This window comes from Streptomyces sp. MUM 203J (assembly GCF_022414595.1).
Taxonomy (GTDB): domain Bacteria; phylum Actinomycetota; class Actinomycetes; order Streptomycetales; family Streptomycetaceae; genus Streptomyces.
This window is the reverse complement of record NZ_JADWYO010000078.1, coordinates 1-25,321: the sequence shown is the minus strand read 5'-3', so window position 1 is coordinate 25,321 and position 25,321 is coordinate 1. Positions and strand designations below refer to the sequence as shown.

At 74.2% G+C, this 25,321-nt stretch carries 23 protein-coding genes; 15 read left to right on the top strand and 8 right to left on the bottom strand.

Annotated elements, in window-relative coordinates:
* The 3 genes from I3F58_RS26625 to I3F58_RS26615 all read left to right on the top strand — a co-directional run.
* Positions 1-1,854: MFS transporter (locus tag I3F58_RS26625; RefSeq protein ID WP_240111253.1), on the top strand; the 1,854-nt coding region annotated here is incomplete at its 5' end.
* Positions 1,855-1,982: 128 nt separating this feature from the next.
* Complete coding sequence (locus I3F58_RS26620; RefSeq protein WP_240111252.1) at positions 1,983-4,559, top strand: SpoIIE family protein phosphatase; 2,577 nt, start codon at positions 1,983-1,985, stop codon at positions 4,557-4,559.
* Positions 4,560-4,596: 37 nt separating this feature from the next.
* Positions 4,597-5,337 (top strand): class I SAM-dependent methyltransferase, encoded by a 741-nt coding sequence (locus I3F58_RS26615; protein WP_240111251.1) that lies wholly within the window; start codon positions 4,597-4,599, stop codon positions 5,335-5,337.
* A 189-nt stretch (positions 5,338-5,526) separates the two neighbouring features.
* Here the strand turns inward: I3F58_RS26615 and I3F58_RS26610 are convergent, their stop codons facing one another.
* Both I3F58_RS26610 and I3F58_RS26605 read right to left on the bottom strand, forming a co-directional pair.
* Positions 5,527-6,690 carry an aromatic amino acid transaminase gene (locus tag I3F58_RS26610; protein ID WP_240111250.1) on the bottom strand — a complete coding sequence of 388 codons (1,164 nt, stop codon included), beginning with the start codon at positions 6,688-6,690 and terminating at the stop codon, positions 5,527-5,529.
* Positions 6,683-7,807 carry a DMT family transporter gene (locus I3F58_RS26605; protein WP_240111249.1) on the bottom strand — a complete coding sequence of 375 codons (1,125 nt, stop codon included), beginning with the start codon at positions 7,805-7,807 and terminating at the stop codon, positions 6,683-6,685. Before I3F58_RS26605 ends, I3F58_RS26610 begins: the two co-directional genes overlap by 8 nt.
* A gap of 194 nt (positions 7,808-8,001) precedes the next feature.
* Here I3F58_RS26605 and I3F58_RS26600 point away from each other — a divergent pair, with 194 nt between their 5' ends.
* The 5 genes from I3F58_RS26600 to I3F58_RS26580 are packed head-to-tail and all read left to right on the top strand — an operon-like array spanning position 8,002 to position 13,682.
* Positions 8,002-8,469 carry an Lrp/AsnC family transcriptional regulator gene (locus I3F58_RS26600; protein ID WP_240111248.1) on the top strand — a complete coding sequence of 156 codons (468 nt, stop codon included), beginning with the start codon at positions 8,002-8,004 and terminating at the stop codon, positions 8,467-8,469.
* 57 nt (positions 8,470-8,526) lie between these two features.
* Positions 8,527-9,360: a M55 family metallopeptidase gene (locus I3F58_RS26595; RefSeq protein ID WP_240111247.1), complete on the top strand. Its 834-nt coding sequence runs from the start codon at positions 8,527-8,529 to the stop codon at positions 9,358-9,360.
* The gene (locus I3F58_RS26590; RefSeq protein WP_240111246.1) at positions 9,353-10,729 is read left to right on the top strand and encodes a M20/M25/M40 family metallo-hydrolase; all 1,377 of its coding nucleotides are present in this window, start codon (positions 9,353-9,355) and stop codon (positions 10,727-10,729) included. Before I3F58_RS26595 ends, I3F58_RS26590 begins: the two co-directional genes overlap by 8 nt.
* 20 nt (positions 10,730-10,749) lie before the next feature.
* Positions 10,750-12,744: a prolyl oligopeptidase family serine peptidase gene (locus I3F58_RS26585; RefSeq protein ID WP_240111245.1), complete on the top strand. Its 1,995-nt coding sequence runs from the start codon at positions 10,750-10,752 to the stop codon at positions 12,742-12,744.
* On the top strand, positions 12,741-13,682 hold the full coding sequence (locus I3F58_RS26580; RefSeq protein ID WP_240111244.1) for an LD-carboxypeptidase: 942 nt from the start codon (positions 12,741-12,743) through the stop codon (positions 13,680-13,682). Before I3F58_RS26585 ends, I3F58_RS26580 begins: the two co-directional genes overlap by 4 nt.
* A 48-nt stretch (positions 13,683-13,730) precedes the next feature.
* Here the strand turns inward: I3F58_RS26580 and I3F58_RS26575 are convergent, their stop codons facing one another.
* A complete protein-coding gene (locus tag I3F58_RS26575; RefSeq protein ID WP_240111243.1) occupies positions 13,731-14,795 on the bottom strand; it encodes an adenosine deaminase in 1,065 nt (354 codons plus the stop codon).
* Between the two features lie 505 nt (positions 14,796-15,300).
* On the bottom strand, positions 15,301-16,041 hold the full coding sequence (locus I3F58_RS26570) for a GntR family transcriptional regulator (protein ID WP_240111242.1): 741 nt from the start codon (positions 16,039-16,041) through the stop codon (positions 15,301-15,303).
* A 212-nt stretch (positions 16,042-16,253) separates the two neighbouring features.
* Between I3F58_RS26570 and I3F58_RS26565 the strand changes: the two genes are divergently transcribed.
* The gene (locus I3F58_RS26565; protein WP_240111241.1) at positions 16,254-17,726 is read left to right on the top strand and encodes an MFS transporter; all 1,473 of its coding nucleotides are present in this window, start codon (positions 16,254-16,256) and stop codon (positions 17,724-17,726) included.
* Between the two features lie 72 nt (positions 17,727-17,798).
* Here the strand turns inward: I3F58_RS26565 and I3F58_RS26560 are convergent, their stop codons facing one another.
* Together I3F58_RS26560 and I3F58_RS26555 are read right to left on the bottom strand one after the other, a co-directional pair.
* Positions 17,799-18,155: a VOC family protein gene (locus I3F58_RS26560; RefSeq protein WP_240111240.1), complete on the bottom strand. Its 357-nt coding sequence runs from the start codon at positions 18,153-18,155 to the stop codon at positions 17,799-17,801.
* Positions 18,156-18,179: 24 nt separating this feature from the next.
* Entirely contained in the window at positions 18,180-18,995 is an 816-nt protein-coding gene (locus I3F58_RS26555; protein ID WP_240111239.1) for a methyltransferase domain-containing protein, read from the bottom strand.
* Positions 18,996-19,136: 141 nt separating this feature from the next.
* On the opposite strand from I3F58_RS26555, the gene I3F58_RS26550 reads away from it, so the two are divergent.
* From I3F58_RS26550 to I3F58_RS26540, 3 genes are all read left to right on the top strand, one after another.
* Positions 19,137-19,361, top strand: coding sequence for a hypothetical protein (locus tag I3F58_RS26550; RefSeq protein ID WP_240111238.1), 225 nt, complete (start codon positions 19,137-19,139; stop codon positions 19,359-19,361).
* Positions 19,362-19,427: 66 nt separating this feature from the next.
* Entirely contained in the window at positions 19,428-21,290 is a 1,863-nt protein-coding gene (locus I3F58_RS26545) for a transketolase (RefSeq protein ID WP_240111237.1), read from the top strand.
* A 122-nt stretch (positions 21,291-21,412) separates the two neighbouring features.
* A complete protein-coding gene (locus I3F58_RS26540; RefSeq protein ID WP_240111236.1) occupies positions 21,413-21,988 on the top strand; it encodes a TIGR03086 family metal-binding protein in 576 nt (191 codons plus the stop codon).
* Positions 21,989-22,007: 19 nt separating this feature from the next.
* Here the strand turns inward: I3F58_RS26540 and I3F58_RS26535 are convergent, their stop codons facing one another.
* Together I3F58_RS26535 and I3F58_RS26530 are read right to left on the bottom strand one after the other, a co-directional pair.
* Positions 22,008-22,553, bottom strand: a complete 546-nt coding sequence (locus tag I3F58_RS26535; protein WP_240111235.1) for a type 1 glutamine amidotransferase domain-containing protein — start codon at positions 22,551-22,553, stop codon at positions 22,008-22,010.
* Positions 22,554-22,591: 38 nt separating this feature from the next.
* Positions 22,592-22,954, bottom strand: a complete 363-nt coding sequence (locus I3F58_RS26530) for a DUF2795 domain-containing protein (protein WP_240111234.1) — start codon at positions 22,952-22,954, stop codon at positions 22,592-22,594.
* A 170-nt stretch (positions 22,955-23,124) separates the two neighbouring features.
* Between I3F58_RS26530 and I3F58_RS26525 the strand changes: the two genes are divergently transcribed.
* The 3 genes from I3F58_RS26525 to I3F58_RS26515 all read left to right on the top strand — a co-directional run.
* On the top strand, positions 23,125-23,382 hold the full coding sequence (locus I3F58_RS26525; RefSeq protein WP_240111233.1) for a hypothetical protein: 258 nt from the start codon (positions 23,125-23,127) through the stop codon (positions 23,380-23,382).
* A 279-nt stretch (positions 23,383-23,661) separates the two neighbouring features.
* Positions 23,662-24,453, top strand: a complete 792-nt coding sequence (locus I3F58_RS26520) for an RNA polymerase sigma factor SigF (RefSeq protein WP_240111232.1) — start codon at positions 23,662-23,664, stop codon at positions 24,451-24,453.
* A gap of 85 nt (positions 24,454-24,538) precedes the next feature.
* Positions 24,539-25,321 (top strand): aminotransferase class I/II-fold pyridoxal phosphate-dependent enzyme (locus tag I3F58_RS26515; RefSeq protein ID WP_240111231.1); only part of this gene is annotated, 783 nt, incomplete at its 3' end.

Sequence of the window (25,321 nt, the reverse complement as noted above, 5' to 3'; positions counted from 1 at the left end):
CCGCTGGGCCGAGACGGGCAAGCTCTCGAAGATCGCCGCCCTGTGGACCGAGGGCGTGACACCGCACAGTTCCGTACCGCCCCGGCCACCGTCCGGCAGCCGGACGTACCGCAGGCCCGCACCCCCCGCACAGTCCCGGACCTCGCCGCCCGCCGCGCCCGGCCCGACATCCTCGGGGCGCTGCTGCTCACCGTCGCCATCAGCTGTGCCGTGCTGCTCCTCTCCTGGGGCGGCGGTCAGTACGACTGGGGTTCCCGGGTCGTGCTCGGGCTCGCCTGCGGGGCCGTCGGCACCGGACTGCTCTACCTCGTCGTGGCCTGCTGGGCACCCGAGCCGATCGTCCCTCTCCGGCTGCTCCGCGACCCCGTGCTCCTCGCGTCGGGAATCGCCGCGGCGGCTCTCGGCGTCGCGCTCTTCGGCACCGCCACCCACCTCCCCGCCCTGCTCCGGCAGACCGCCGCGCCCGATGCCGGTGCCCTGCGCACCGGGCTGCTCCTCCTGCCGTTCCTCGGCGCGCTCGCGCTCGCCGGTCTCCTGACCGGGCACGTCATCAGCCGTACCGGGCGTCACACCGTCCCCGCCGTGACCGGCACCGCCGTCGCCGTGGTCGGCATGTGGCTGCTCACCCATCTCCGGGCCGACACGCCCCGGGTCGAGCACAGCGTCTGGCAGGCCGTCCTCGGCACCGGACTCGGCGCGGCCCTCCCCGCCCTGACCGCCGCGGTCCAGAACGCCGCACCCCACGCCGACCTCGGCGCCGCGACCGGCACCCACACGCTCTTCCGCCAACTCGGCGGCTGCGCGGGCGCCACCCTGCTCGGCACCCTCGTCGGCGGGGGCGGCTCCGGGCCCCTGGCGTTCGCGGCCGGACACACCCAGGCGTACGCCGAGGCCGCGCCGCGGGCGCTCCTCCACCTCGTGCCGGTGCTGGGCCTCGGGCTGCTCTTCGCGTTCTTCCTCAAGGAGAACAGGGAGGAACGGCCGGTGGCCGAGCCCCACCTCGCAGCGGGCCCCGTGCCCCCGGCACGTACACCCGCCTCCGTCTCGCTTCCGGCCCTCACCCCGGCAGACCCCCGCCCGCGCCCGCCTGGCGCGCCTCTCCGCGGCACGGTCCGGCACCACGACGGGTCGGGCGTCCCCGGCGCCGCCCTCACACTCGTCGACGTGGACGGGCGGCAGACCGGGCGTGCCACGAGCGGCCCAGACGGGCGCTACGCGCTCGGCACCCCCGCCCCCGGCTCGTACGTGCTGATCGCCTCCGCCGGGGGCCACCAGCCGCAGGCGCTCACCGTCACCGTGGGCGAGCCGCCCGAAGGGCCCGCCGAGCGCGACATCCTCCTCGGTGGCGCGGGCCGCCTCACCGGCACCGTGGCCACCGCCGACGGCACGCCCGTAGAGGGCGCCGCCGTCACCCTCACCGACGGGCGCGGCGAGATGGTCGCCACCGCCCGCACCGGCGCCGACGGCGGCTACGTCCTGGCGGACCTGGTCGCCGGGACGTACACCCTCGCCGCCGTCTCCTCCGGCCTGCGCCCCGCCGCGCGGCCGGTGAGCGTGCACCCCGACCGGGAGACCCGCCGCGACCTCGCACTCGCCGGAGGCGCGCTGGTGCACGGCACCGTGCGGGCTCCCGGCGGGCGGCCCGTCGAGGAGGCCCGTGTCACCCTCCTGGACGCGGGCGGGAACGTCGTCGGCACCCTCACCACCGGCTCCGACGGAATCTTCCGCTTCGCCGACCTCACCGCCGGGAGCTACACCGTCATCGCCTCCGGCTACCCGCCGAGTGCCGCACCCCTGCAGGTCGCGGGCGACGGCCGGGCGGAACGCGACGTCCATCTGGGTCACCGGGACTGACAGGCGATCAGTTCCGCACACGCCACGAAGGATTCGGCTGATGACCGGCGCACGACCGGCGCACGGCCGTACCGTGGGTGCGGACAGCCGCGTCCGACCACACGCGGCGGGGAAGGAGCGATCCAGCCATGGACAGGGGCGCACCGCAGGAGGAGCCGGAGCGGTTCCCGGAGGCGGGCCGCGTCCCGCTCGCCGTGGTCGTCGTCGACTGCGACGGGAGGGTGTCGCACTGGTCCACGGGCGCGCGCAGACTCTTCGGGCCCGACCGCGCCGAGGCCGTCGGCCGTCCCGCCGACGAGCTGCTGCCGATCTCCGGCATCCTGGACGAAGACGGCACGGACGACCCGTACGGGCAGTGGCACCCGCAGGCCCCCGCCACCCGGCGCCCGGCCGGTCCGGGCGGCCCCGTGCCGTACGGTGCGGGGCGCACCCCGGCCGTCCCGCCCGCCAGAACCGCCCCGGACCATGTGACCGGTCCGGGCCCGGAGGCCGTGCCCGAAGCCCAGGCCCACTCCCGGCTCCGGGACCGGCCCGGTCCCGGTCCGGAACCCGAGCCCTTTCCGGCCGCGGGGCGCGCCCGGCTGCCGGGGCCCGGCGAGGACCGTACCGACGTGCTGTGGTGGGCGTACCCGCTCACCGCGCCCGGCCCCGAGCGGCTCCTCGTGCTCGCCGCCGACGCCGCACGCTACGGCGGCGACCTGGACGTCGCGCCCGGCTTCGCGCTGCACACCGAGTTCGAGGGCTTCGAGGAGCTGGCCCGGAGACTGCCGGAGATCCTGCCCAGCATGAGTGTCGGGGAGGCCACCCGGATCGTCGGCCAGGTACTCGAACTCGGCTACCCGGTCCTGGAGTTCAGCCAGTGTGACCGGGTTCCCGTCACTCCCGACTGGGGTGTGCCCCGCCGGGCGGACCGCCGTCCCCGCCCGGCCGCGCACGACCCCCACCAGCAGCCCGCACCCGTGCGGACCGCCCCGCCGGCCCCGGCGGTCCACGACCTGGAATACGCCGCCGTACGCGAACGGCTGGAGTTCCTCAACGAGGTCAGCTCGCAGATCGGCTCGTCGCTCGACCTCGCCCGGACGATCCACGAGGTCAGCGCCGCCGTCGTGCCACGCTTCACCGACGTCGCCGGGACCTACCTCCGCGAACAGGTCGTCGCGGGCGAGGGGTTCCCCGACGGGCCGCCCGACGCGACCACCATGTGGCACCGCGTGGCCGTCGAGCACGTCGACGAGCCGGGCCGCTGGGACGACGTCATCCCGGTCGGGGAGGCCATGCCGTTCCCCGTCCACACCCCGTTCTTCCAGTGCATGACCAGCGGAGAGCCCGTCCTCGTGCCCCGCATCAGCGAGCAGGCGGGCACGGCGATCGCCGCGCAGTTCGAGAAGCGGGACATCCGGCCCCTCATCACCGGCCGTTCCATGCTGGTCGTCCCGCTCAAGGCGCGGAACGTGGTGCTCGGCTTCATGATCCTGCTGCGCCACCCTGGCCGTGCCCCGTTCGACGACATGGACCGGGTCACCGGCGCCGAACTCGCAGCCCGCGCCGGGCTCGTGCTCGACAACGCCCGGATGTACACGTACCAGGAGAACGTCGCGGAGACCCTTCAGGACTCCATGCTGCCGCAGGTCCCGGCCCGGCTCCCCGGCTGCGACGTCGCGACCCGCTACCTGCCGGGCACCCTCCTCGGGCGGGTCGGCGGCGACTGGTTCGACACCATCAGGCTGCCCGGCTCCCGCACCGCCCTCGTCGTCGGGGACGTCATGGGACACGGCATCAACTCGGCCGCGATGATGGGCCAGCTCCGCACCGCCGTTCAGACCATGGCCGGGCTGGACGTGCCGCCCGCGCAGCTGCTGCGCAAACTCGACGACCTCGCGCAGCGGCTCGGGGACAACTACCTCGCCACCTGCCTGTACGTCGTGTACGACCCCGTACGCGGCGAACTCGCCCTCGCCAACGCCGGGCATGTGCCGCCCGTCCTCGTCAGGGCCCGCGACGGCCGCAGCGAGCTGCTCGACCTGCCGTCAGGAGCGCCGATCGGCGTCGGCGGTGTGCCCTTCACCGCCGTGCGGGTGTCCGTGGAGCCCGGTGACCGGCTCGTGATGTGCACCGACGGGCTGGTGGAGATGCGTGGCGAGGACATCGGCGTGGGCCTGGCCACGCTCTGCGAGTCGGCCGCGCATCCCGCCGCCTCCATGGACGACGCCTGCGACACCATCATCCGCACCCTGGCCCGCCGCGGCGGGCGCAAGGACGATGTCGCGCTGCTCATGGCGCGGCTCACCGGCATCGACGCCCCGGACGTCGCCCGCCGACGGCTCGACCCCGTGCCCCGCTCCGTACGCGAAGCCCGGGCCCTGGCCCGGGAACGGCTCGCGGACTGGGGCCTGGACGAGCTGACCGACACCCTGGAACTGCTGGTCAGCGAGGTCGTCACCAACGCGGTACGGCACTCGGGGGGTTCCCGGCCCGTCGACCTGCGGCTGGTGCGCACCGACTCCCTGCTGTGCGAGGTCACCGACGGCGGACGCGACCTGCCCGAGCTGCGGGACGCCGGTCCGGACGACGAGGAAGGGCGCGGGCTGCGTGTGGTGAACGCCCTGGCTCGCGAGTGGGGCGCCGGGAGGTCGGCCGACGGCACCACATCGGTGTGGTTCGAACTGTCCCTGCCGAGGAAGAGGACGGGCGGGAACAGGACATGACGGTCTGTTGGACGAACTGCGCGCAGGGGAGCGGTGGATGAGCGTGACCGACGGCAACGGGCGCCCGTACAAGGACGCGTGGGACGGTTTCTGGCGCGAGGCGCCCGCCGGGCCCGGCGCGGTCTTCTGGGACGCCGACCCCGCACACACCGCGGCTCCGCACCTGGACCTGTTCCGGCCGTACCTGACGGAGCCGGGGCTGCCGCTGGTGGACCTCGGCTGCGGCAACGGCACCCAGACCCGGTTCCTGGCGGCCCGGCTGCCCGGGCCGGTCGTCGGTGTCGACGTGTCGGCCGCCGCTCTGGAGCAGGCGCGTGCCCAGGACGCGGACGGGGCCGCGCGCTACCGGGTGCTGGACGCGGCCGACGGCGGTGCGGCGGCCGGGCTGCACGCCGAACTCGGCGAAAGCAACGTCTACATGCGGGGTGTGCTGCACCAGACCCCGTCGCCCGAGGCCCGGGACGTACTGGCCGGCACGATCGCGACACTGCTCGGCGACCGGGGCCGGGCCTTCGTCGTGGAGCCCGCGGAGGCCGCCGCGCGGACCCTGGGCACCCTGATGCAGGGGCCGTCGGGCCCGCCCGGGAAACTGCTGCCCGTCCTGAAGCACGGCATCGTGCCGGGCACGGTCGCGGACGCGGCGGTGCCGGAGCACTTCCGCACGGCCGGGCTCAGGGTTCTGGCGTCCGGCGAACTGCCCCTGGCGACGACGGAGACGGGGCCGGACGGCACGCCGATCGTGCTGCCCTCGCTGTGGCTGGTGGTCGGGCGGGGCTGAGGCCGGGCAGGGCGTCTTCCCCGGTCCCTCGCTTCCCGGGAGTGGGGGCTGCGCCCCCGGAGCCCCGTGACCGGGGCTCCGCTGCTCGCCCTCGGACTCACCGGAGCAGGTCCTCCAGGTGAACGAGCCCGGGGGAGCCGGGAGAGGAGGGACCGGGGGCAGAACCCTCGGCTTCCTCCGCCGCGCGGCCTACGCCAGCACCGCCGAGATCCCGCGCGCCAGCTGCGGGATCCGCTCGGCGGCTATCCCCGCGATGTTGATCCGTCCCGTCTCCGTGCCGTACACGGCGTGCTCGCGCCGCAGGACCCGCATGCGTTCCGCGTCCAGGCCCAGCCCCGCGAACATCCCCTTCTGGAGGGCCAGCGGAGCGGCGAAGTCACCGCGGCCCAGGGCCTCCAGCCCGGCCACGAGCGCGGAGCGGTTCGCCGCGATCCGGGACCGCATCGCGTCCAGCTCCGTACGCCAGACCGCTCGCAGCGCCGCGTCCTCCAGGACCGTCGTCACGATCGCCGCCCCGTGCTCGGGCGGCATCGAGTACAGGGTGCGGGCCGCGTTCTGCAGCGCCGTCTCCACATGGCGCAGCGCCGCCCGCGACGAGCCCAGCACCATCGCGCAGCCCGTACGGTCCGCGTAGAGGCCGAAGTTCTTCGAGCAGCTCACCGCGACCAGCAGCTCCGGCAGCCGTTCAGCCAGCATCCGCGTCGCCCACAGGTCGGCCTCCAGGCCGTCCCCGAGGCCGTGGTACGCCAGGTCCACGAACGGCACCCAGCCCGCGCCCGCCGCCATCGCCGCGAGCGTCTCCCACTGGTCGCGGGTCGGGTCGACGCCCGTCGGGTTGTGGCAGCAGCCCTGGATGAGCACCACGTCGTCGCGCCCGGCGAGCACCAGGTCGGCGATCATGCCGTCCGGGTCCGTCCACCGGTACGGGCGGACGGCGAGTCCCGCGGCCTCCAGGATCGGCCGGTGGTTCACGTACGCCGGGTCGCTCACCCACACCGTCGTGCCGGGGCGGGTCTGCCGTATCAGGTCCGCGAGCAGCCGCAGCGCGCCGGTGCCGGCCACGGTCTGCACCGCCGTCGCCCGGGCGGTCAGGGATTCGTCACCGAGGACCGTCGACAGCATCACGCGGTTGAAGGCGAGGTTCCCGGACAGCCCCCGGTACTCCTTGGACGCGGACCGCTCCGCCAGCCGCAGCTCGGCCTCCCGCACGGCCCCCATGACCGGCGTGACGCCCGACTGGTCGCGGTAGACGCCCAGGACCAGGTTCAGCCGCTCGGGGCGCGGGTCCGCGCCGAACTCGGCGGTCAGGTCCCACAGCGGGTCGGCGGGCGGGGCGGGCAGCAGCTCAAGCATCAGTGGGGACCTTCGCGACAGCGGGACGAGAATCGGAAGCGGTACGAGGGGACGGCAGGGCGCGGGGGGACGGCCCGGTGGCCGAAGCCGGCGGAGCCGCGGCCGGCGGGGACGCCTCCCCGGCTCGGGCGGATGCCTCACCGGATCGCGCGGGCGTACCGGCCGACGTGGTGTCCGCGCCGTCGGCGGCCGTGGCCCGGCGCGGCTTCCGGTTCGCCAGCACCACCCCCGCCGTGATCAGCGGCACCCCCACCAGAACCGCCGGGGTCGGCCGCTCGCCCAGCAGCGGGATCGCCAGCAGCACCACCGCCACCGGGCTCAGGCTCCCCACCACCGACGCCCGCTCCGCGCCCAGCCGCCTGATCGCGAACGCGTACAGCAGGCCCGCGCACAGTCCCACACCCAGTCCCTGCACCACCAGGAACAGCAGCACGTCACCGGCCGCCGCGTGAGCCATGCCGGTCGGCAGCACACCGATCAGCGCCAGCAGCGCGATGATCACGAACGAGGGCAGGCAGAGCAGCCCGATCGACCCCACCGGGTCCAGGTCCACCTCGCGCAGCCCCACCGTGTACAGCGCCCACAGCCCGCTCGCCACCAGCAGCGTCCCGGACCCGAGCATCACGTCCGTGTCGAACGGCACCGCGTACCGCGACACCAGCGCGACCACGCCCACCGCGATCAGGACCAGGCCCGTGCTCTGTGTGCCGCGCGGCAGCCCGCGCCCCCGCGCCACCATCAGCGCGGACACGAACAACGGCACCATTCCGGGGACGATCGCCCCGACGAACGCCGCGGAGGTCAGCGAGCCGCCGAACATCGCGGCCAGGAAGAACGGCACCCCCGCCCCGCACACGATCTTCGCGGCCGGTCCGGGGCGCACCGCCGCCAGCGCGTGCCTGCGCCGCCACAGCGCGGGCGCCAGTACCACCAGCGGCACGCCGAACCGCAGCAGCGCCGCGTCGGCCGGAAGCAGGGTCGACGCGCTCAGCGCCCGGGCGCTCAGCGCGAACGCCGCCCACACGGACACGGTCAGCAGCAGCGCCGCCATGCCCACGGCCTGGGGCGACAGGCGGAGGCGCGGATGCGGCACCGCCCGTATCTCCCTCGCGACCACCGCGCCCTCCCTCTCCGTCCGCCCGTCGACCGGGGTGCACGCCGTCCCCGACATGCGTCGGCCCAGGGGGATTCCGCCCGGGCGCCGCAAGACTAGGGCTTTCGCCGGAGCAGCCGATTGCTAGTTCTGCCCACCAGGCATATGTTTGGGGCAGGATCTGCCAAGAACCATCAGAGAAGTGGCCGGGAGAACCCGTGGACGACACCGATCTCCAGATCATCCGCGAGCTGCAGGCCGACGGGCGGCTCTCCAACCAGGATCTGGCCGACCGCGTCCGGCTCTCCCCGTCCCCCTGCCTGCGGCGGGTCCGCCGTCTGGAGGAGTCCGGACTCATCCGCGGCTACACCGCGATGGTCGACCAGGTCGCCTTCGGACTGCCGATCACCGTGTTCGTCCGGATCCGGCTGGAGCGGCACACCGGTGAGGCCGTCGCCGTCTTCGAGGAGCACGTCGGCCTGATCGAGCACATCCAGGACTGCTATCTGATGGCGGGGAGCAGCGACTACCTGCTGCGGGTCGTCATCGAGAGCCTGGAGGCGTACGAGAAGCTCGTCCGCCACCGGATCCACGCCATCCCCGGCATCGCCTCGATCGAGTCCAGCTTCGCCTTCGGCAGCGTCAAGCAGTCCCGCACCTACCCCCGTCCGGCCCCGCCGCACTGACCGGCCCCCGGCCGTCGCGGCCTGGTACGGACCCAGTCCTGCTCGTACCGTGTGGACATGAAGATCCTCATCAGCGCGGACATGGAGGGCGCGACCGGGGTCACCTGGCCCGCGGACGTGCTGCCCGGCACGCCCCAGTGGGAGCGCTGCCGGAGCCTGTTCACGTCCGACGTCGACGCGGCCGTCCGCGGCTTCTTCGACGGCGGCGCCGACGAGGTCCTCATCAACGAGGCGCACTGGTCGATGCGCAATCTGCTTCTGGAGCGACTGGACGAACGCGCCCAGATGCTCACCGGCAGGCACAAGTCGCTGTCCATGGTGGAAGGCGTCCAGTACGGCGACGTCGACGGCGTCGCCTTCGTCGGCTACCACACAGGGGCGGGCAGCCCCGGCGTCCTCGCCCACACCTATCTCGCCAACTCCGTCACCGGTGTGTGGCTCGACGGGGTCCGCGCCGGTGAGGGGCTGCTGAACGCGCGTGTCGCCGCCGAGTACGGCGTTCCGGTCATCCTGGTGACCGGTGACGACCTGACATGCGAGGACGCCCGCGGATACGCCCCGCATGCGCGTATGGTCGCGGTGAAGGACCACGTGTCGCGTTACGCGGCGGTGTGCCGTACGCCCGCACGCACGGGCGCCGACATCCGCGCCGCGGCCAAGGACGCGACGCGTCTCGCCGTACGGTACGAACCGGTGCGCGGCGGGCCGTTCACCGTGGAGCTGGAGTTCGACGCCGAGCATCTCGCCTCGGCCGCCACCGTCGTCCCCGGTGTCGCCGTGACGGGCGAGCGGCGGGTGGCGTACACCAGCGGCACGATGTACGACGCCATCCGCACCTTCAAGGCGGTCACCACGATCGTCTCGGCCGCAGTGGAGGAGCAGTATGGCTGACCACCAGGACCCACGCACGCCGAAGCAGCCGAGCGACCGGTCCGTGGACCGGCCCGGGGCCCAGGCCCTCGACGAGGTGGTGGAGTTCACCTCCGGGCTCATCCGGATCGACACCACCAACCGCGGCGGCGGCGACTGCCGGGAGCGTCCCGCCGCCGAGTACGTCGCGGAGCGACTGTCCGGAGCGGGGCTCGATCCCTTCCTGCTGGAGCGCACGCCGGGCCGTACCAACGTCGTCGCCCGCGTCCCCGGCACCGACCCGGCCGCCGACGCCCTCCTCGTCCACGGTCATCTGGACGTCGTGCCCGCCGATCCGTCCGAGTGGACCGTCCACCCGTTCTCCGGCGAGGTCCGCGACGGGGTGGTGTGGGGGCGGGGCGCCGTCGACATGAAGGACATGGACGCGATGGTCCTCGCGGTGGTCCGCGACTGGGCCCGCCGTGGCGTCCGGCCACGCCGCGACATCGTGCTCGCCTTCACCGCAGACGAGGAGGACAGCGCGGCGGACGGTGCCGCCTTCCTCGCGGACCGGCATCCCGAACTGTTCGAGGGCTGCACCGAGGGCATCAGCGAGTGCGGCGCCTTCACCTTCCACGCCGGTCCCCGGCTCGCGGTCTACCCGATCGGTGCGGGCGAGCGCGGCACCGCCTGGGTCAGGCTCACCGCCCGGGGTACGGCGGGACACGGCTCCAAGATCAACCAAGAGAACGCGGTCAGCAGGCTCGCCGCCGCCGTCGCCCGGATCGGGGAGCACCGCTGGCCGCTCCGGCTCACCGGCACCGTCCGCGCCGCCCTCACCGAACTCGCCGCACTGCACGGCATCGACGAACCCGACTTCGACGCCCCGGACTTCGATGCCGACCGGCTGGTACAGAAGCTCGGGCCGGCCGGAGGGCTCGTGGCGCCGACCCTCCGCAACAGCGCCAACCCCACCATGCTCGACGCCGGTTACAAGGTGAACGTCATCCCGGGCGCGGCCACCGCCCACATCGACGGACGCTGCCTGCCCGGAGCCGAGGAGGAGTTCGCCGCCACGCTCGACGCCCTCACCGGACCCGACGTCGACTGGGAGTTCACCCACCGGGAGATCCCCCTCGAGTCACCCGTCGACTCGCCCACCTACGCCGGACTCCGCGCCGCCATCGAGCACTTCGATCCGGAAGCCCATGTCGTGCCCTTCTGCCTGTCCGGCGGCACCGACGCCAAGCACTTCGCCCGGCTCGGCGTCGTCGGCTACGGCTTCACGCCGCTGAAGCTGCCGTACGGCTTCGACTACCCGGCGCTGTTCCACGGCGTCGACGAGCGGGTCCCCGTCGACGCGCTGCACTTCGGCGTCCGTGTCCTCGACCACTACCTGCAGTCCGCATAACCCACAGGGGGGAATCATCCATGGTGCCGATGGGGGCATACGGAACCTGGCCGTCACCGATCGAGGCGCGGCTCGCCGCCGCGCACGACGGACATCCCGACTTCGTCGGGGTGATCGGTGACGACCTGTGGTGGACCGCGCCGCGCCCCGCCGAGGGCGGTCGCCGCACCCTCGTGCGCAGAGCCCCCGACGGCACCGAGCAGTCGGTGCTGCCCGCCCCGTGGAACGTGCGCAGCCGGGTCCTCGAATACGGCGGACGGCCGTGGACCGGCGCCCCCGCCGGGCCGGACGGGGGCGGGCCGCTGCTGGTCTTCTGCCACTTCCCGGACCAGCGGCTGTACGCGTACGACCCCGAAGGCGACGCCGGGCCCCGCCCCCTCACACCCGCCTCCGGGGACGACTGCCGGCTGCGCTGGGCCGACCCCGTCCTGCACGGCGGCGGGCGCGAGGTGTGGTGCGTCCTGGAGGAGCACACCGGCGACCGCCCGGGAGACGTGCGCCGGGTCATCGCCGCCGTACCGCTCGACGGGTCCGCCGCCGAGGACCGCGATGCCGTCCGCGAACTCACCGACGGCCGGAGCCGGTTCGTCACCGGACCCCGCCTCTCCCCGGACGGGCGGCAGGTCGCCTGGCTCGCCTGGGACCACCCCCGCATGCCCTGGGACGGCACCGAACTGATGTCCGCTCGGACCGGTCCGGAGGGCGGCCCGTTCACCGGAGTGCGGGTGGTCGCCGGAGGAGTCGACGAGGCCGTGTGCCAGGTGGAGTGGGGCGCCGACGGCTCGCTTCTGTACGCCTCCGACCGGACCGGCTGGTGGGAGCTGTACCGGATACGGCCCGGCACCACGGACGCGGTGCCGCTCTGCCCCGGCCGCGAGGAGGAGTTCGGCGGGCCCCTGTGGCGGGTCGGCCTCACCTGGTTCACCCCGCTCGACAGCGGCCTCGTCGCCGTCGTCCACGGCAGAGGTGCCAACGCCCTCGGCATCCTCGACCCCGAGACCGGCGAACTCGTCGACGCGGCCGGCCCCTGGACCGCCTGGGAGGCCACCCTCGCCGCCCACGGCAGCCGGGTCGTCGGCGTCGCCGCCAGCCCGCGCAGCGCGTACGAGGTCGTGGAACTGGACACCGGCACCGGCCGCGCCCGCGTCGTCGGCTCACCCCACCGGGACCCCGTCGACCCCGCGTACTACCCGGAACCGCGCATCCGCACCTTCACCGGGCCCGACAACCGCGAGATCCACGCCCACATCTACCCGCCGCACAGCCCCGACCGGATCGCTCCCGACGACGAACTCCCGCCCTATGTGGTGTGGGTGCACGGCGGGCCGACCAGTCATGCCCCGCTCGTCCTCGACCTGGGGATCGCCTACTTCACCTCCCGGGGCATCGGTGTGGCGGAGGTCAACTACGGCGGCTCCACCGGCTACGGCCGCGCCTACCGCGAGCAGCTGCGCGAGCAGTGGGGCGTCGTCGACGTCGAGGACTGCGCCGCCGTGGCCGAGGCGCTCGCCACCGAGGGCACCGCGGATCCCGCCCGGCTCGCCGTCCGGGGCGGCAGCGCCGGAGGCTGGACCGCCGCCGCCTCCCTCGCCACCACCGACGTGTACGCCTGCGCCACCATCAAGTACCCGGTCCTCGACCTGAGCGGATGGAGCGAGGGCGAGACCCACGACTTCGAGTCGCACTACCTGGAGTCGCTGATCGGCCCGCGCGCCGAGGTGCCGGGCCGCTACCGGGACCGCTCGCCGCTCACCCATGTCGACCGGCTCTCCGCGCCGTTCCTGCTGCTCCAGGGCCTCGACGACGTGATCTGCCCGCCCGCACAGAGCGAACGGCTCCTCGCAGCGGTCGCCGGGCGCGGCGTCCCGCACGCGTACCTCACGTTCGAGGGCGAGCAGCACGGGTTCCGGCGCGCCGCCACCCTCGTCCGCGCGCTGGAGGCCGAACTGTCGCTGTACGTCCAGACGTTCGGCGTCAGCCGGGACGACGTGCCACCGCTGGAGCTGAGGAAGTGACCGTGCTCGCTGCGTTGAGACGCCCGGCGAGGCTGCGGCCCGGCTCCCGGGTCGCCGTGGTGTCGCCCAGTGGCCCGGTCCACGAGGAGCGGCTGCAGACCGGGCTGGACATCCTGCGCGGCTGGGACCTGGACGCCGTGGCCCTGCCGCACGCCGTCGACCGGCACCCGTCGTTCCGGTACCTGGCGGGCACCGACGCGGACCGCGCCCGGGACTTCCAGGCCGCGTGGTGCGACCCGGACGTCGACGCGGTGATCTGCGCTCGGGGCGGATACGGCGCGCAGCGGATGGTGGAGCTGCTCGACTGGGACGCCATGCGGGCCGCCCGGCCCAAGGCGTTCGTCGGGTTCAGCGACGCGACCGCCCTGCACGAGGCGTTCGCGCTGCGGCTGGGCCTCGCCACCCTGTACGGGCCGATGGCCGGGGCGTTCGGCTTCCTGAAGGACGCGGAGACGCAGGCCGCGCTGCGGGCCGTGCTGTGCGAGCCGGACGCCGAGCCGGTGCGGGTCCTGGGGCGGGCCACCGCGCGGCCCCTCGTGCCGGGGCGGGCCCGGGGGGTGACCGTGGGCGGCTGCCTGTCCCTGCTGGCCGCCGGGCTGGGCACACCGGACGGGCGGGCTTCGCTGCGGGGCGGGCTGCTGGTGCTGGAGGACGTGGGGGAGGAGCCCTACCGGATCGACCGGATGCTGACGCAGCTGGGGCGTGCCGGGCTGCTGGACGGGCTGGCCGGGGTCGCGCTCGGCTCGTGGGAGGACTGCGGGCCGTACGAGAAGGTGCGGGAGGTGCTGCTCGACCGGCTGGGCGGGCTGGGCGTTCCGGTGGTGGAGGAGCTGGGCTTCGGCCACGGCAGCCCCGCGCTCACCGTGCCGCTGGGGGCGGCGGCGGAGCTGGACGCGGACGCGGGGACGCTGACGCTGGAGGAGCCGGCGCTGCTGTGAGCCCCGGGGGTGACCCGCGGGCCGCCCCCAGGGCTCGGGTTCCGCGGATCAGCGCAGGGTCGCGTACCCCGGGCGCACGACCTCGTCGATGATCCGGCGCCGTTCGGGCAGCGGCAGGAACGCCGACTCCACGGCGGCGACCGTGAACTCCTCGAAGACCTCGGGGCCGTACCCGAAGGCCTCTGCCATGTGCGCGAACTCCTGGCTCATGGTGGTGCCGGAGACCAGGCGGTTGTCGGTGTTCAGGGTGACCCTGAAGCCGAGGCGGCGCAGCTCGTCGATCGGGTGCGAGGCGTAGTCCTTCGCGGCGCCCGTCTGCAGGTTGGAGGTCGGGCAGACCTCCAGGGCGATGCGGTTGTCCCGGACGTACGCGGCGAGGTGGCCGAGCGTGCCGTCCTCGGCGATGTCGTCGGTGATCCGCACACCGTGGCCGATCCGCTCGGCGCCGCACACCTGCACGGCCTCGTGGACGGACTCGGCGCCGACCGCCTCGCCGGCGTGGATGGTGAAGTGGCAGTTGTGCCGCTTCAGGTGCTGGAACGCCGGGAGGTGGCGGGCCGGCGGGTTGCCGATCTCGCCGCCCGCGATGTCGAAGCCGGCGACGCCGCGGTCGCGGTGGGCGACGGTGAGCTCGGCTATCTCCAGGGAGCGGTCGGTGTGGCGCATGCCGGTGAGCAGGGCGCGGACGGTGATGCGGCCGTCGGCGCGCCGCTCGCCCTCCCGGAAGCCCTCGTTGACCGCGTCGACAACCTCGTCAAGGCTCAGGCCCGCCTCCTGGTGCTGCTCCGGGGCGTACCGCACCTCGGCGTACACCACCCCGTCGGCGGCCAGGTCCTCGGCGCACTCGGCCGCGACCCGGAACAGGGCGTCGCGGGTCTGCATCACGGCGCAGGTGTGGGCGAACGTCTCCAGGTACCGCTCCAGCGACCCCGAGTCGGCGGCGTCCCGGAACCAGATGCCCAGCTCGGCCGGGTCCTCGGTGGGCAGCCCGGTGTAGCCGCAGGCGCGGGCCAGCCCGACGATGGTGGCGGGCCGCAGACCGCCGTCCAGGTGGTCATGCAGCACGGCCTTGGGGGCCCGGCGAATCCAGTCAAGGTTGTCAGACAAGTTCATGCGGGGAGTGTAGGCCACGTCGGCGGGACCCGGACCGTCCCCGACCGCCTCCCGCAGGCCCCGAACGGGTACGCGGTGCCCGGCCGCCGCCCTCGCCCGGTGGCTGCCGCCCGGGGTGGGCGGCCGGTCCCCCGCGGCGCCGCGCCGTTCCAGGCGTCCGGCGCCCGTGGTGCCGGCCCGCCAGCCTCGGGCGTGCTGCGCCGCCGTCCGCCGGGCGGGCCGGGGCGCTCGGCGGACCACCCTCCTGCGGCTCCCGTTTCCAGGCGGGTTTCGTTCCCGCCGTCGCTGGCCGCACGCCGACGGGGGCGATGAGGTCCGCGCGTGGTTCGGTGCACGGCCTGCCGCTGCCGGGCCGTGGCGCGGTGCGTGGGCGGTGGCGGATGCGCCCGCTGCGGTCGTCCGTTCCACCGGGGGCGGAACGGACGGGGCGCGGTGCAGTCGGCCCGCAGCAGGAGCTCCGGCCGTTCCTGCATCCCCTGGGCGCCGCGCCCCGGCGGCCCGCGCCTCAGTTGGACTGCAGGAACGGGAGGGCCGGCGCGCCCGTCGGCAGCATGTGCTTGGCCGCCAGGACGGGCACGTCACCGGCCCGGACGACCTGCGTCACCAGCACCGCCGGCGTGTCCGCCGGGCGCCCCAGCTGCTCCCCCCGCCGCGCCCCCACCAGTGTCGCCGTCACCGCACTGTGCCCGGTCAGCGTCACCCCTCGCGAGGCCCCGGCCAGCACGGCCAGCATGGAGGTGCGTCCAGGATCCGTGTCGAGCGCCTCCGCGAACCGCCGGTGCGCCTCCCGCAGTACGGGATCGGGCGCCGCCCATTCCTGGCTCAGCGCCGAGGCCGTCCCCTCCGTCGCCACCAGCGACTCCCAGAACCGCAGCTCCGCCCGCGCCGGCGCCAGCAGGTGCTGGGTCGTGAAGTCCGTGGGCTCCTCCACCGTACGCAGCAGCGCCCGTACGGAGACCGGCGCCCCCGCGCCCAGCAGCTCCTCCAGCGGACGCAGGTGCTCGAAGCCCCGCCGCGGCGGCCGGTCGTTGACCGTGCGGCCCACACCGCGCCGTACCGTCAGCAGCCCGTCCTCCTGAAGCAGCAGCAGGGCCTCCCGCAGGGCGGGGCGGCTCACGCCCAGTTCCGCGGCGAGCCGGGGTTCGGACGGCAGGGTCGAACCGGGCGGGTAGACGCCGGCGTGGATCGCGTCCGCGATCCGCTCGTACAGCACCACGACAGGACGCCGCCGCTCCGCACTGACCACCGCTGCTCCTCCTCGGCTCACTTGTCCATCAGGACGCGCGCAGGACATGCGCACCGTAGTCGCCCTGCTCCGGGGCGGCAATCCGCTGCGGAGAGCCGAGTGGGCCTTGACGTTTTACGCGCGTAGATCGGAAAGTGGGTTCGCGTACTTGTCTGACAAGGCTGTCGCACCATCCGCATGTGCTCGACGACATTCACGGCAAAGGGGCCTACATGTCCACCACGCCCGCCGCCGGGGCGGCACGCTCCTCCGGGACCCGATCCGATCTCGCGGGGCGCGGCCCCATGCTGCTCGCGCTGGTCATGGCCGTCCTCGGCTACCAGATCAACGCGACGATGCTCAGCCCCGCGCTGCCGGACGTCATCGAACGCCTGGGCACCACCACGGGCGCCGCCGGACTGTCCCAGACCCTGTTCTTCCTGATGGCGGCCATCGGCCAGGTCACCCTCGCCCGGCTGAGCGACCAGCGCGGGCGCAAGCCGATGATGGTGCTCTGCGCCGTGGTCCTGATCCTCGGCAACCTGCTGTGCGTGTTCGCGCCGAACATCGAGGTGTTCATCGCCGGCCGGATCCTCCAGGGTGTCTCCGCCGCGATGTTCACCCTGGCCTTCCTGACCCTGAACCAGGTCCTCACCCCGGCCGGGTTCGGCAAGGCCGCCGGCATCATCACCGCAGTCAACGGCGGCCTCGCGGGGGTGGACGCCGTCGCCGGCGGCCACATCGCGGACACCATCGGCTTCCGGGGGATCTTCGTCTGCTCGACGCTGATCGCCGTCATGGGCCTGGTCGGCGTCCACCGGTACGTCCCCGACGTGCCGCCCACCACCTCGCCGGACGCCCGCTTCGACTCGCGCGGGATCACCGCTCTGGCGCTCGGCCTGACGGGTGTCCTCGTCGGCCTCGCCCAGGGGGCCTCCTGGGGCTGGGGCTCCGCGCTGACGCTGGCCTTCCTGCTGGGTGGCGCGGCCTCGCTGGTCTTCTTCGTGGTCTCCCAGAAGAGTGCGCCCAACCCGGTCATCGACATCGACGTCCTGGCCTCCCGCCGCGCCTGGCCGCTGCTGCTCACCACCGTCTGCACCCTCGGCGGTGCGTTCGGCGCCATCGCCCTGACCGTGCCGCTCTTCTCCCAGGACGCCCGGGTCGGCCTCGGCCTGTCGGCGGTGACCTCCGCGCTGCTGTTCCTCACTCCGATCCAGCTCATAGGAGTGATCTCCGCGCCGATCACCGGCCGCCTCGGCCCGCGGATCGGCTGGCGGCGGATCGTGGTCGCCGGCGCCGCCGCCAACTTCGCGATCTTCCTCGTCGCCACGGTGTTCCTGCACAGCGAGTGGATCCTGGTCGCCGCGCTGGCCGCGCTCGGTGTCACCTACGGCGGCTTCATGCTGACCGGGCTCAACGGCCTGGCCGTCACCACCGCCCCGAAGGACAAGCCCGGCTCGCTGTCCGGCCTCAACGGCGCCTGCTTCGGCATCGGTGCCTCGCTGGGCATCGCCCTCGCCTCCGCCATGATCACCGCGGGCAGCGACGCCCAGGGCGTCACCGGCGCCGGCTACCGCAACGCCATGATCACCGCGCTGGTGCTGCTGGGCGCGGGCGTCGTCACCTCGCTGCTCATCCAGCGGCCCGCCGCCGAACAGGGCGCCCGGGCCGACGCCGACCGACCGCTGATCGTCACCCACCACTAGGGGAAGAGGCCTGAGGCCTGTACGTCACGGAGGGGCCGCGGAGACCGCGGCCCCTCCTGCACGGTGGGGCCTTCAGGCACCGGGCTTGCGCTGGTCCACGTACTCGAAGACCGAGCCGTCCGGATGGACCGCGATCAGGTTGCGGCCCGCCGGTGTGGCCAGCGGGCCGGCCAGCACCCGCGCGCCCGACTCGGTCAGCTTCGCGTGCGCGGCGTCCACGTCGGTCACGGCGATCGTCGCCGCCACCTTGCGCAGCACCTCCAGTTCCGCCTCCGGGCCGCTCATCAACAGGAAGCAGCCGACGGCCGCCACCTGGACCCCGCCCCGCTCGAAGCGGAGCGCCTCCGCTCCGGTGAGCTGTTCGTAGAAGGCCGTCGAACGGTCCAGGTCGTCGACGCAGACGCGCAGTGTGGTGCCGAGGATCTTCATGCCGGACAGGGTAGTTGGGGCCGGTCACGCCCGGCAGAGGATCTCCCCGTGCGGGACCGCGAACCACCCGTCGCCGCTCTCTCCCCACTCCCGCCAGCCCGCGGCGATGTCCGCCAGCCGCTCCTCCGTCGCGTGCCCTCCGTCCACGGCCGTGCGCGCGTACGCCGACCGGGTCGTGCGGTCCGCCCACAGGCCGCTCCACCAGGCGCGGTCCTCCGGCGTGGCGTAGCACCACACGGAAGCGCCCGGCGCGATGTCGGTGAAGCCCGCTTCCCGGGCCCAGGACAGCAGTCTTCGGCCCGCGTCCGGCTCACCGCCGTTGGCCCGGGCCACCCGATCGTAGAGCACCAGCCAGGCGTCCAGCGCCGGAACCCGGGGGAACCAGGTGAAGCCCGCGTAGTCGCTCTCCCGCACCGCGACGACCCCGCCCGGGCGGCACACCCGGCGCATCTCCCGCAGCGCGGCCACCGGGTCACCCACATGCTGGAGCACCTGGTGGGCGTGGACCACGTCGAACGTGTCGTCGGGGAAGTCCAGCGCGTGGACGTCCGCGGTGCCGAACTCCACGTTGCCCAGACCCCGTTCGGTGGCGACCGCGCGGGCCTGGGCCAGGACGTCCGGCGCCGCGTCCACCGCCGTCACCCGGCCGCCGGGCGCGACCCGCGCGGCCAGGCCGGCGGTGATCGTGCCCGGGCCGCATCCCACGTCCAGCACGTCCAGGCCCGGCCGCAGCTCGTCCAGCAGATACGCCGCCGAGTTCTCGGCCGTACGCCATCGGTGCGAGCGCAGCACCGACTCGTGGTGGCCATGTGTGTAGACGGCGTTCGTGTGCGTGGCCATGGTCCCTCCCGTGTGTCCGCCGGACCGCTCCGCCATCGGGTCCGAGGAATGCAACCGTACGCCTGTGTACTGAATGATGAGACCTGGTTCTTGCCATGTGAGACATCGTTATGAGGCTGCCGGCCCGGGTACCCGCCGCCCATGAACACGAAGTCCTCGCGCACCCGTGCCGGAGCCGCGGCGCTGGGCGGTGCCGTGATCGCCGCGGTGATCGCGCTGGTACGGCGACGTGCCGCCCGCACCGAGGCCCGAAGCGTGCCCGGCCACCCCGCCCCCGGCCCCGTACCGGTCTCCGAGCCGCTGTCCACCGCGCCCACAGTGCCGCCCGGTCCGCCCATCGACCCGGAGACCCACCACCGCGCCTGACGCCACCGGCGCGCCCGACCGTGACCGAAGCCCCGCGACCGACGCACCCTGGGGAGAGCGCCGCCGATGCAGTACGACGAACTGGCCGAACTCGCCCAGCAGCTGCGGGCGGACGCGGTCCGCGCCGCCGACGCGGCCGGCTCGGGCCACCCCACCTCCGCCATGTCCGCCGCCGATCTCGCGGCGGTGCTCCTCGCCCGTCACCTGCGCTACGACTTCGACCGGCCCGGCCATCCCGGCAACGACCGACTCGTCCTGTCCAAGGGCCACGCCTCACCGCTGCTGTACGCGATGTACCGCGCCACCGGGGCCGTCGACGAGGAGGAACTGCTCGGCTACCGCACGCTCGGAAGCCGCCTGGAGGGGCACCCAACCCCCCGCCTCCCCTGGGTGGACGTCGCCACCGGCTCCCTCGGCCAGGGACTGCCCGTCGCCGTCGGCATGGCCATCGCCGGGCAGCGCCTGGACCGGCTTCCGTACCGGGTGTACGTGCTGTCCGGCGACAGCGAGATGGCCGAGGGCTCCGTCTGGGAGGCAGCCGAGCACGCCGCCGACAGCCGCCTCGACAACCTCACGCTGGTCGTGGACGTCAACCGGCTCGGCCAGCGCGGCCCCACCCGCCACGGACACGACCTGGACGCCTACGCCCGGCGGCTGCGTGCCTTCGGCTGGCACACCGTCGCCGTCGACGGCCATGACGTGCGGGCCGTCGACGAGGCCTTCACGGAGGCCCGCTCCACCGTGCGGCACCCCACCGCGATCCTCGCCCGCACCCGCAAGGGCCGCGGCGTGACGGCCGTCGAGGACCAGGAGGGCCAGCACGGCAAGCCCCTGCCGGACGCGCGGTCCGCGCTGGCCGAACTCGGCGGCGTACGGGATCTGAGGGTCGCCGTACAGCGCCCGCCCGAACCGCCGCCCGCCGCCGTGCAGGGCGGCGCCGGACGGCACGGCCCGCAGCCCGGGCCGCCCCGCTACGAGCCCGGGGACGCCGTCGCCACCCGCACCGCGTACGGGGAGGCCCTCGCCGCACTCGGATCCGTGCGCGAACGGGTCGTCGCCCTCGACGCGGAGGTCGGTGACTCCACCCGCACCGAGTTCTTCGCCGAGGCGCACCCGGACCGCTTCATCCAGTGCTACATCGCGGAACAGCAGCTCGTCGCCGCCGCAGTGGGCCTCGCCGCCCGCGGATACGTCCCCTTCGCGGCGACCTTCGCGGCGTTCCTCACCCGCGCGTACGACTTCGTCCGCATGGCCGCCGTCAGCCGTGCGGGCATCAACCTGGTCGGCTCCCACGCGGGCGTGTCCATCGGCCGGGACGGCCCCTCCCAGATGGGGCTGGAGGACCTGGCCATGATGCGCGCCGTCCAGGGCAGCACCGTGCTCTACCCGTGCGACGCCAACCAGACGGCCCGGCTGGTGGCCGCCATGGCCGACCTGGACGGCATCCGCTACCTGCGCACCACGCGCGGCGACACACCCGTCGTCTACGGGCCCGACGAGCAGTTCCCGGTGGGCGGCAGCAAGGTGCTGCGCCGTCACGACCACGACCGGGCGACCGTCGTCGCCGCCGGGATCACCGTCCATGAGGCGCTGAAGGCGGCCGACCGGCTGGAGGCCGAGGACGGCATCCGCGTCCGGGTCATCGACCTGTACTCGGTCAAGCCGGTGGACACGGCCACCCTCGACGACGCGGGCGGCCAGACCGGCTGCGTCCTCACCGTCGAGGACCACCACCCGGAGGGCGGCCTGGGCGACGCGGTCGCCGAGGCCTTCGCGGACGGCCGCACGGCCCCGCGCACCGCCCGCCTCGCCGTCCGTGCCATGCCCGCGTCGGCCACCCCCGGGGAGCAGCTGCACGCGGCAGGCATCGACGCGGACGCCATCGCCGCGGCGGTGCGGCTGCTGGTGGAGCGCGTCTTCGCCCGCTGACGCCCCCGGACCCCCCGACGGCCGTCCCGTCCCCCCGCGGCTCCGGCTGCGGTCGCGCGAGCGACGGCGGACGCGGAGAGTGGAACTCGCCCCGGCCCAAGCCCGAACCCCAGGAGGCACGCATGTCCGGCAGCCCGCTCCTCGACCGCCACGGCGAGGCGCTCGACCTGTTCTCTTCCCACGTCCACGCGATCAGGGCCGACCAGTGGCACGCCCCCACCCCGTGCACCGAATGGTCGGTACGGGACCTCGTCAACCACCTGGTGGGGGAGCAGCTCTGGGTCGTCCCCCTGGTGCGGGACGGCAGGACCGTCGCGGACGTCGGAGACGCCTACGACGGGGACGTGCTGGGGGACGACCCGGTGGGGACCTGGGACCGGGCCATGGCGGCGGCGCGCGAGGCATTCAGGGAACCGGGTGCCCTGGACCGGACGGTGCACCTGTCCGGCGGCGAGTCGGCGGTGGCCGCGTACTGCGCGCAGATGACGGCGGACGCGATCATCCACGCGTGGGACCTGGCACGCGGCATCGGCGCGGACGACCGCATCCCGATGCCGCTTGTCGACTTCGCGCTCCAGGAACTCACCCCGTACGCGGACGGCCTCGCCGCCAGCGGACTGTTCGACCCGCCGGTCCCCGTACCGGCCGACGCCGACGCCCAGACGAAGCTCCTGGCCATGCTCGGCCGCAGGGCCTGAGGACCCGCGGGGGGCGGGGTCAGCGCACGTGTGGGGCGTGGAGCGCAGAGGTCAGCGCCGCGCAGAACACCTTCAGGTCGGCCGGCTTCCGGCTGGTGATCAGTGTGTTCGGCCCCGCCTCGCACACGTGCACCGCCTCATCCACCCACACGCCCCCCGCGTTGCGGATGTCCGTGCGCAGGCTCGGCCAGGACGTCAGAGACCGTCCCCGGACGGCGTCCGCCTCCACCAGGGTCCACGGACCGTGGCAGATCGCCGCGACGGGCTTGCCGCCCTCGAAGAAGGCGCGCGTGAACGCCACGGCGTCCTCGTCCATGCGCAGCAGGTCCGGGTTGACGACGCCGCCGGGCAGCACGAGCGCCCCGTAGTCGTCGGCCGACACCTCGGTGACGGTCCGGTCGACCGGGAACGTGTCCGCCCGGCCCAGATGCCGGAACGCCTGGACCCGCCCCGGCTTCGTCGAGACCAGCTCGGGAGAGGCCCCGCTGTCGGCCACGGCGCGCCAGGGCTCGGTGAGTTCCACCTGTTCGACGCCCACGGGCGCCACCAGGAACGCGACACGCATGACGTACCCGCCTCCCGCGGATCGTTCGGCTCTGTGTGTCAGTGGCGTTGCAGGGCCCTGGCCACCTCCTGGACGCTGCGGTACGTGTGGTCGCCCGGCAGGGCCTCCACCCGCTCCCGCAGGGGGTCGGGGGCGTGGCGTTCACGCAGGACCCGCAGGAGGTCGCCCCGGTGGGCCGGGAACGGGGTCCTCGCCAGGTGCCGTCCCAGTTCCAGCCGCAGCGCCTCGAAGGCGTTGGACGGCACCGGTCCGGACGCCAGCTCCGGGTCGTCGTCCGCCACGGGCTCCGGGTCGTACCACTCGTCGGTCCGCGTCGGGTGGCCGGACCGGAGCAGTTCCTTGAGCTGGTGCTTCATGTCGTCGTCGTGATGACGGCTGAGCCGATCACTGCCTCGTTGCATGGCGCCCTCCACGTCTCCGCCTTGTCGGACGCCCGGCGGGTACCCGGCCGGGCGTCCGACAATCCCGGGCCGGTCCGGGCTGGTTTGAGCCAGACGGGCGAGGGGACTCGCCGCGTCGATCCCCGGCGGCTTCCCGCGGTTCCCGGGGGCTCGGACGGAAGGAGGGGTCGATGAGTCTGCTCTCCGTACTGATCCCGCTGCTTCTGCCGCCCTCGATGCTCGCGGTGGTCATGGCGATGGCCCGGTACGAGGAACTCGTCCTGCCCGAGCCCGTACCGGACGGAGCGGACCCGCTGGTCGACCCCGAGGCCGAGGAGGCCGGGGAGAGCGTCGGCCCCGCCGACCTGGTGGACCTGGCCGGGGCGGCCGATGTCACCGACGCCGCAGACGAGTTGGGGCTGCGCGGCGAGCCCGGTGCCGCCGCCTGAGCCACTGCCTGTATCACCCGGACAGCGGAACGTGCCCACTTCGCCCGCCGCGCCCCCTCACCTGCGGTTTCCGCGTCCCGGGGCACACCGACCGGCGAGTAGCGGCCGTCGGCGACAGGCCCCCGCCGGGAATCGCGCGGACAGTGGGATCAGGCGTTTGCCACCGCGGTCCCCGGGCAGGCGCACCTCGTGCTCGGACCGGTGTTCCGCGTCCGGTGCAGACGGTGCTCCCGGGGTGACAAGCCACCGATCAGCGCCGTTCGAGGAGCTGAAGACCACATGCGCACCCTCGCCCCCACGAAGCACCCCCACGACGATGCTCCCGACACCTCGGAGGCGTTCCGCCGCTTGGCGACGCTCCCGGCCGGACCCGAGCGGGACGCCGTGCGCCAGGACATCGTCCGCGCCTGGCTGCCCATGGCGGACCGGCTCGCCGGCCGGTTCCGCAACCGCGGCGAGTCGCTGGAGGACCTGAAGCAGGTCGCCGCGCTCGGCCTGGTCAAGGCGGTCGACCGGTACGACCCCGAACGCGGCGCCGCGTTCGAGAGTTTCGCCGTGCCGACCATCACCGGCGAGATCAAACGCCATTTCCGCGACCACATGTGGACCCTGCACGTGCCACGCCGGGTCCAGGACCTGCGCGGCCGGGTACGGGTCGCCTACCAGGAGCTGTCCCACTCGGTGGGCGGTCGCGCCCCGACCGTGGCCGAGATAGCCAAGGCGGCCGGGATGACCGAGGAGGAGGCCGTCGCCGGGATGGAGGCCCTGGACAGCTTCACCGCGCTCTCCCTGGACGCCGAACTGCCCGGCACCGACGACGGCTACACCCTGGTGGACGCGCTCGGCGGGCCGGACCCGGCGCTGGACGTGGTCGTCGACCGCGAGGCGGTCAGGCCGCGGCTGCGGAACCTGCCCGAGCGGGAGCAGCGGATCCTGTACATGCGGTTCTTCCGGGACATGACGCAGAGCAGCATCGCGGAGGATCTGGGCATCTCGCAGATGCACGTCAGCAGGCTGATAAGCCGCTGCTGCACCCGCCTGCGCGAGGACATCATGCGCGACGTCGCCTAGGGGGGGGCGGACCAGCCCGAACCGTGCGTGACCGTGTAAGAGGACCGATGTCCGCGTCGACGGCCGGCCGACGAGAGGTGGCGACATGCGGAGCACCGTTCCCGGAGCGGCCGAGACGCCGGAGCGGCACGGCCACGGGCAGGTGCGGTATGCCCCGCCCGCACCCGCCTGCGGGTTTCCCGTGGCCGGGGAACTCGTGGCCGTGCTGGCCGCCGCGGCCGACCGCGAGGAGGCCGAACCGCCCGGCGGGGGCGCCGTGCTGCGCGAGGCCGCCGCCGGGTACTGGTGGCGGCGCGGGCTCAGGTGCCACCCGGAGGACCTGGCCGCCGCCCCGGGCACCGGCCCGCTGCTGGCCGCGCTGCTCGCCGCCCATGGCGGGGACGTCCTGATGCCGCGCCCCTGCCCGCTCACCTGGACGCCGCAGGCCCGGCTGCTGGGCCGCCCCGCCTACCACGTGCCGACGCCTGCCGAATGCGGCGGAGTCCCCGACCCGTACGCACTGATGGAGACCGTACGGAGGATACGCGCGGAGGGCGGCCACCCCGCTGTGCTGCTGCTCTCGGTGGCCGACGACCCCACCGGCACCGTCGCCCCGCCCGAGCTGGTGCGGGAGGCCTGCGAGGCGGCGGTCTCGGAGGGCCTGCACGTGGTCAGCGACGAGACCTGGCGCGACACGCTCCACCGGCCGCACGACACCGTGCTGGTCAGCCCGGCCGAGATGTGCCCCGACGACGTCACCGTGCTGTCCGACCTGGCGGGTTCGGTCACCCCCGCCGCCTGGCCCGCCGCCGTCGCCCGCTTCCCGCCCGGGGCTGCCGCGTCCGCCGCGCGCCGCGCCCGCGCCCTGGACGTGCTCACCGCGCTGGGC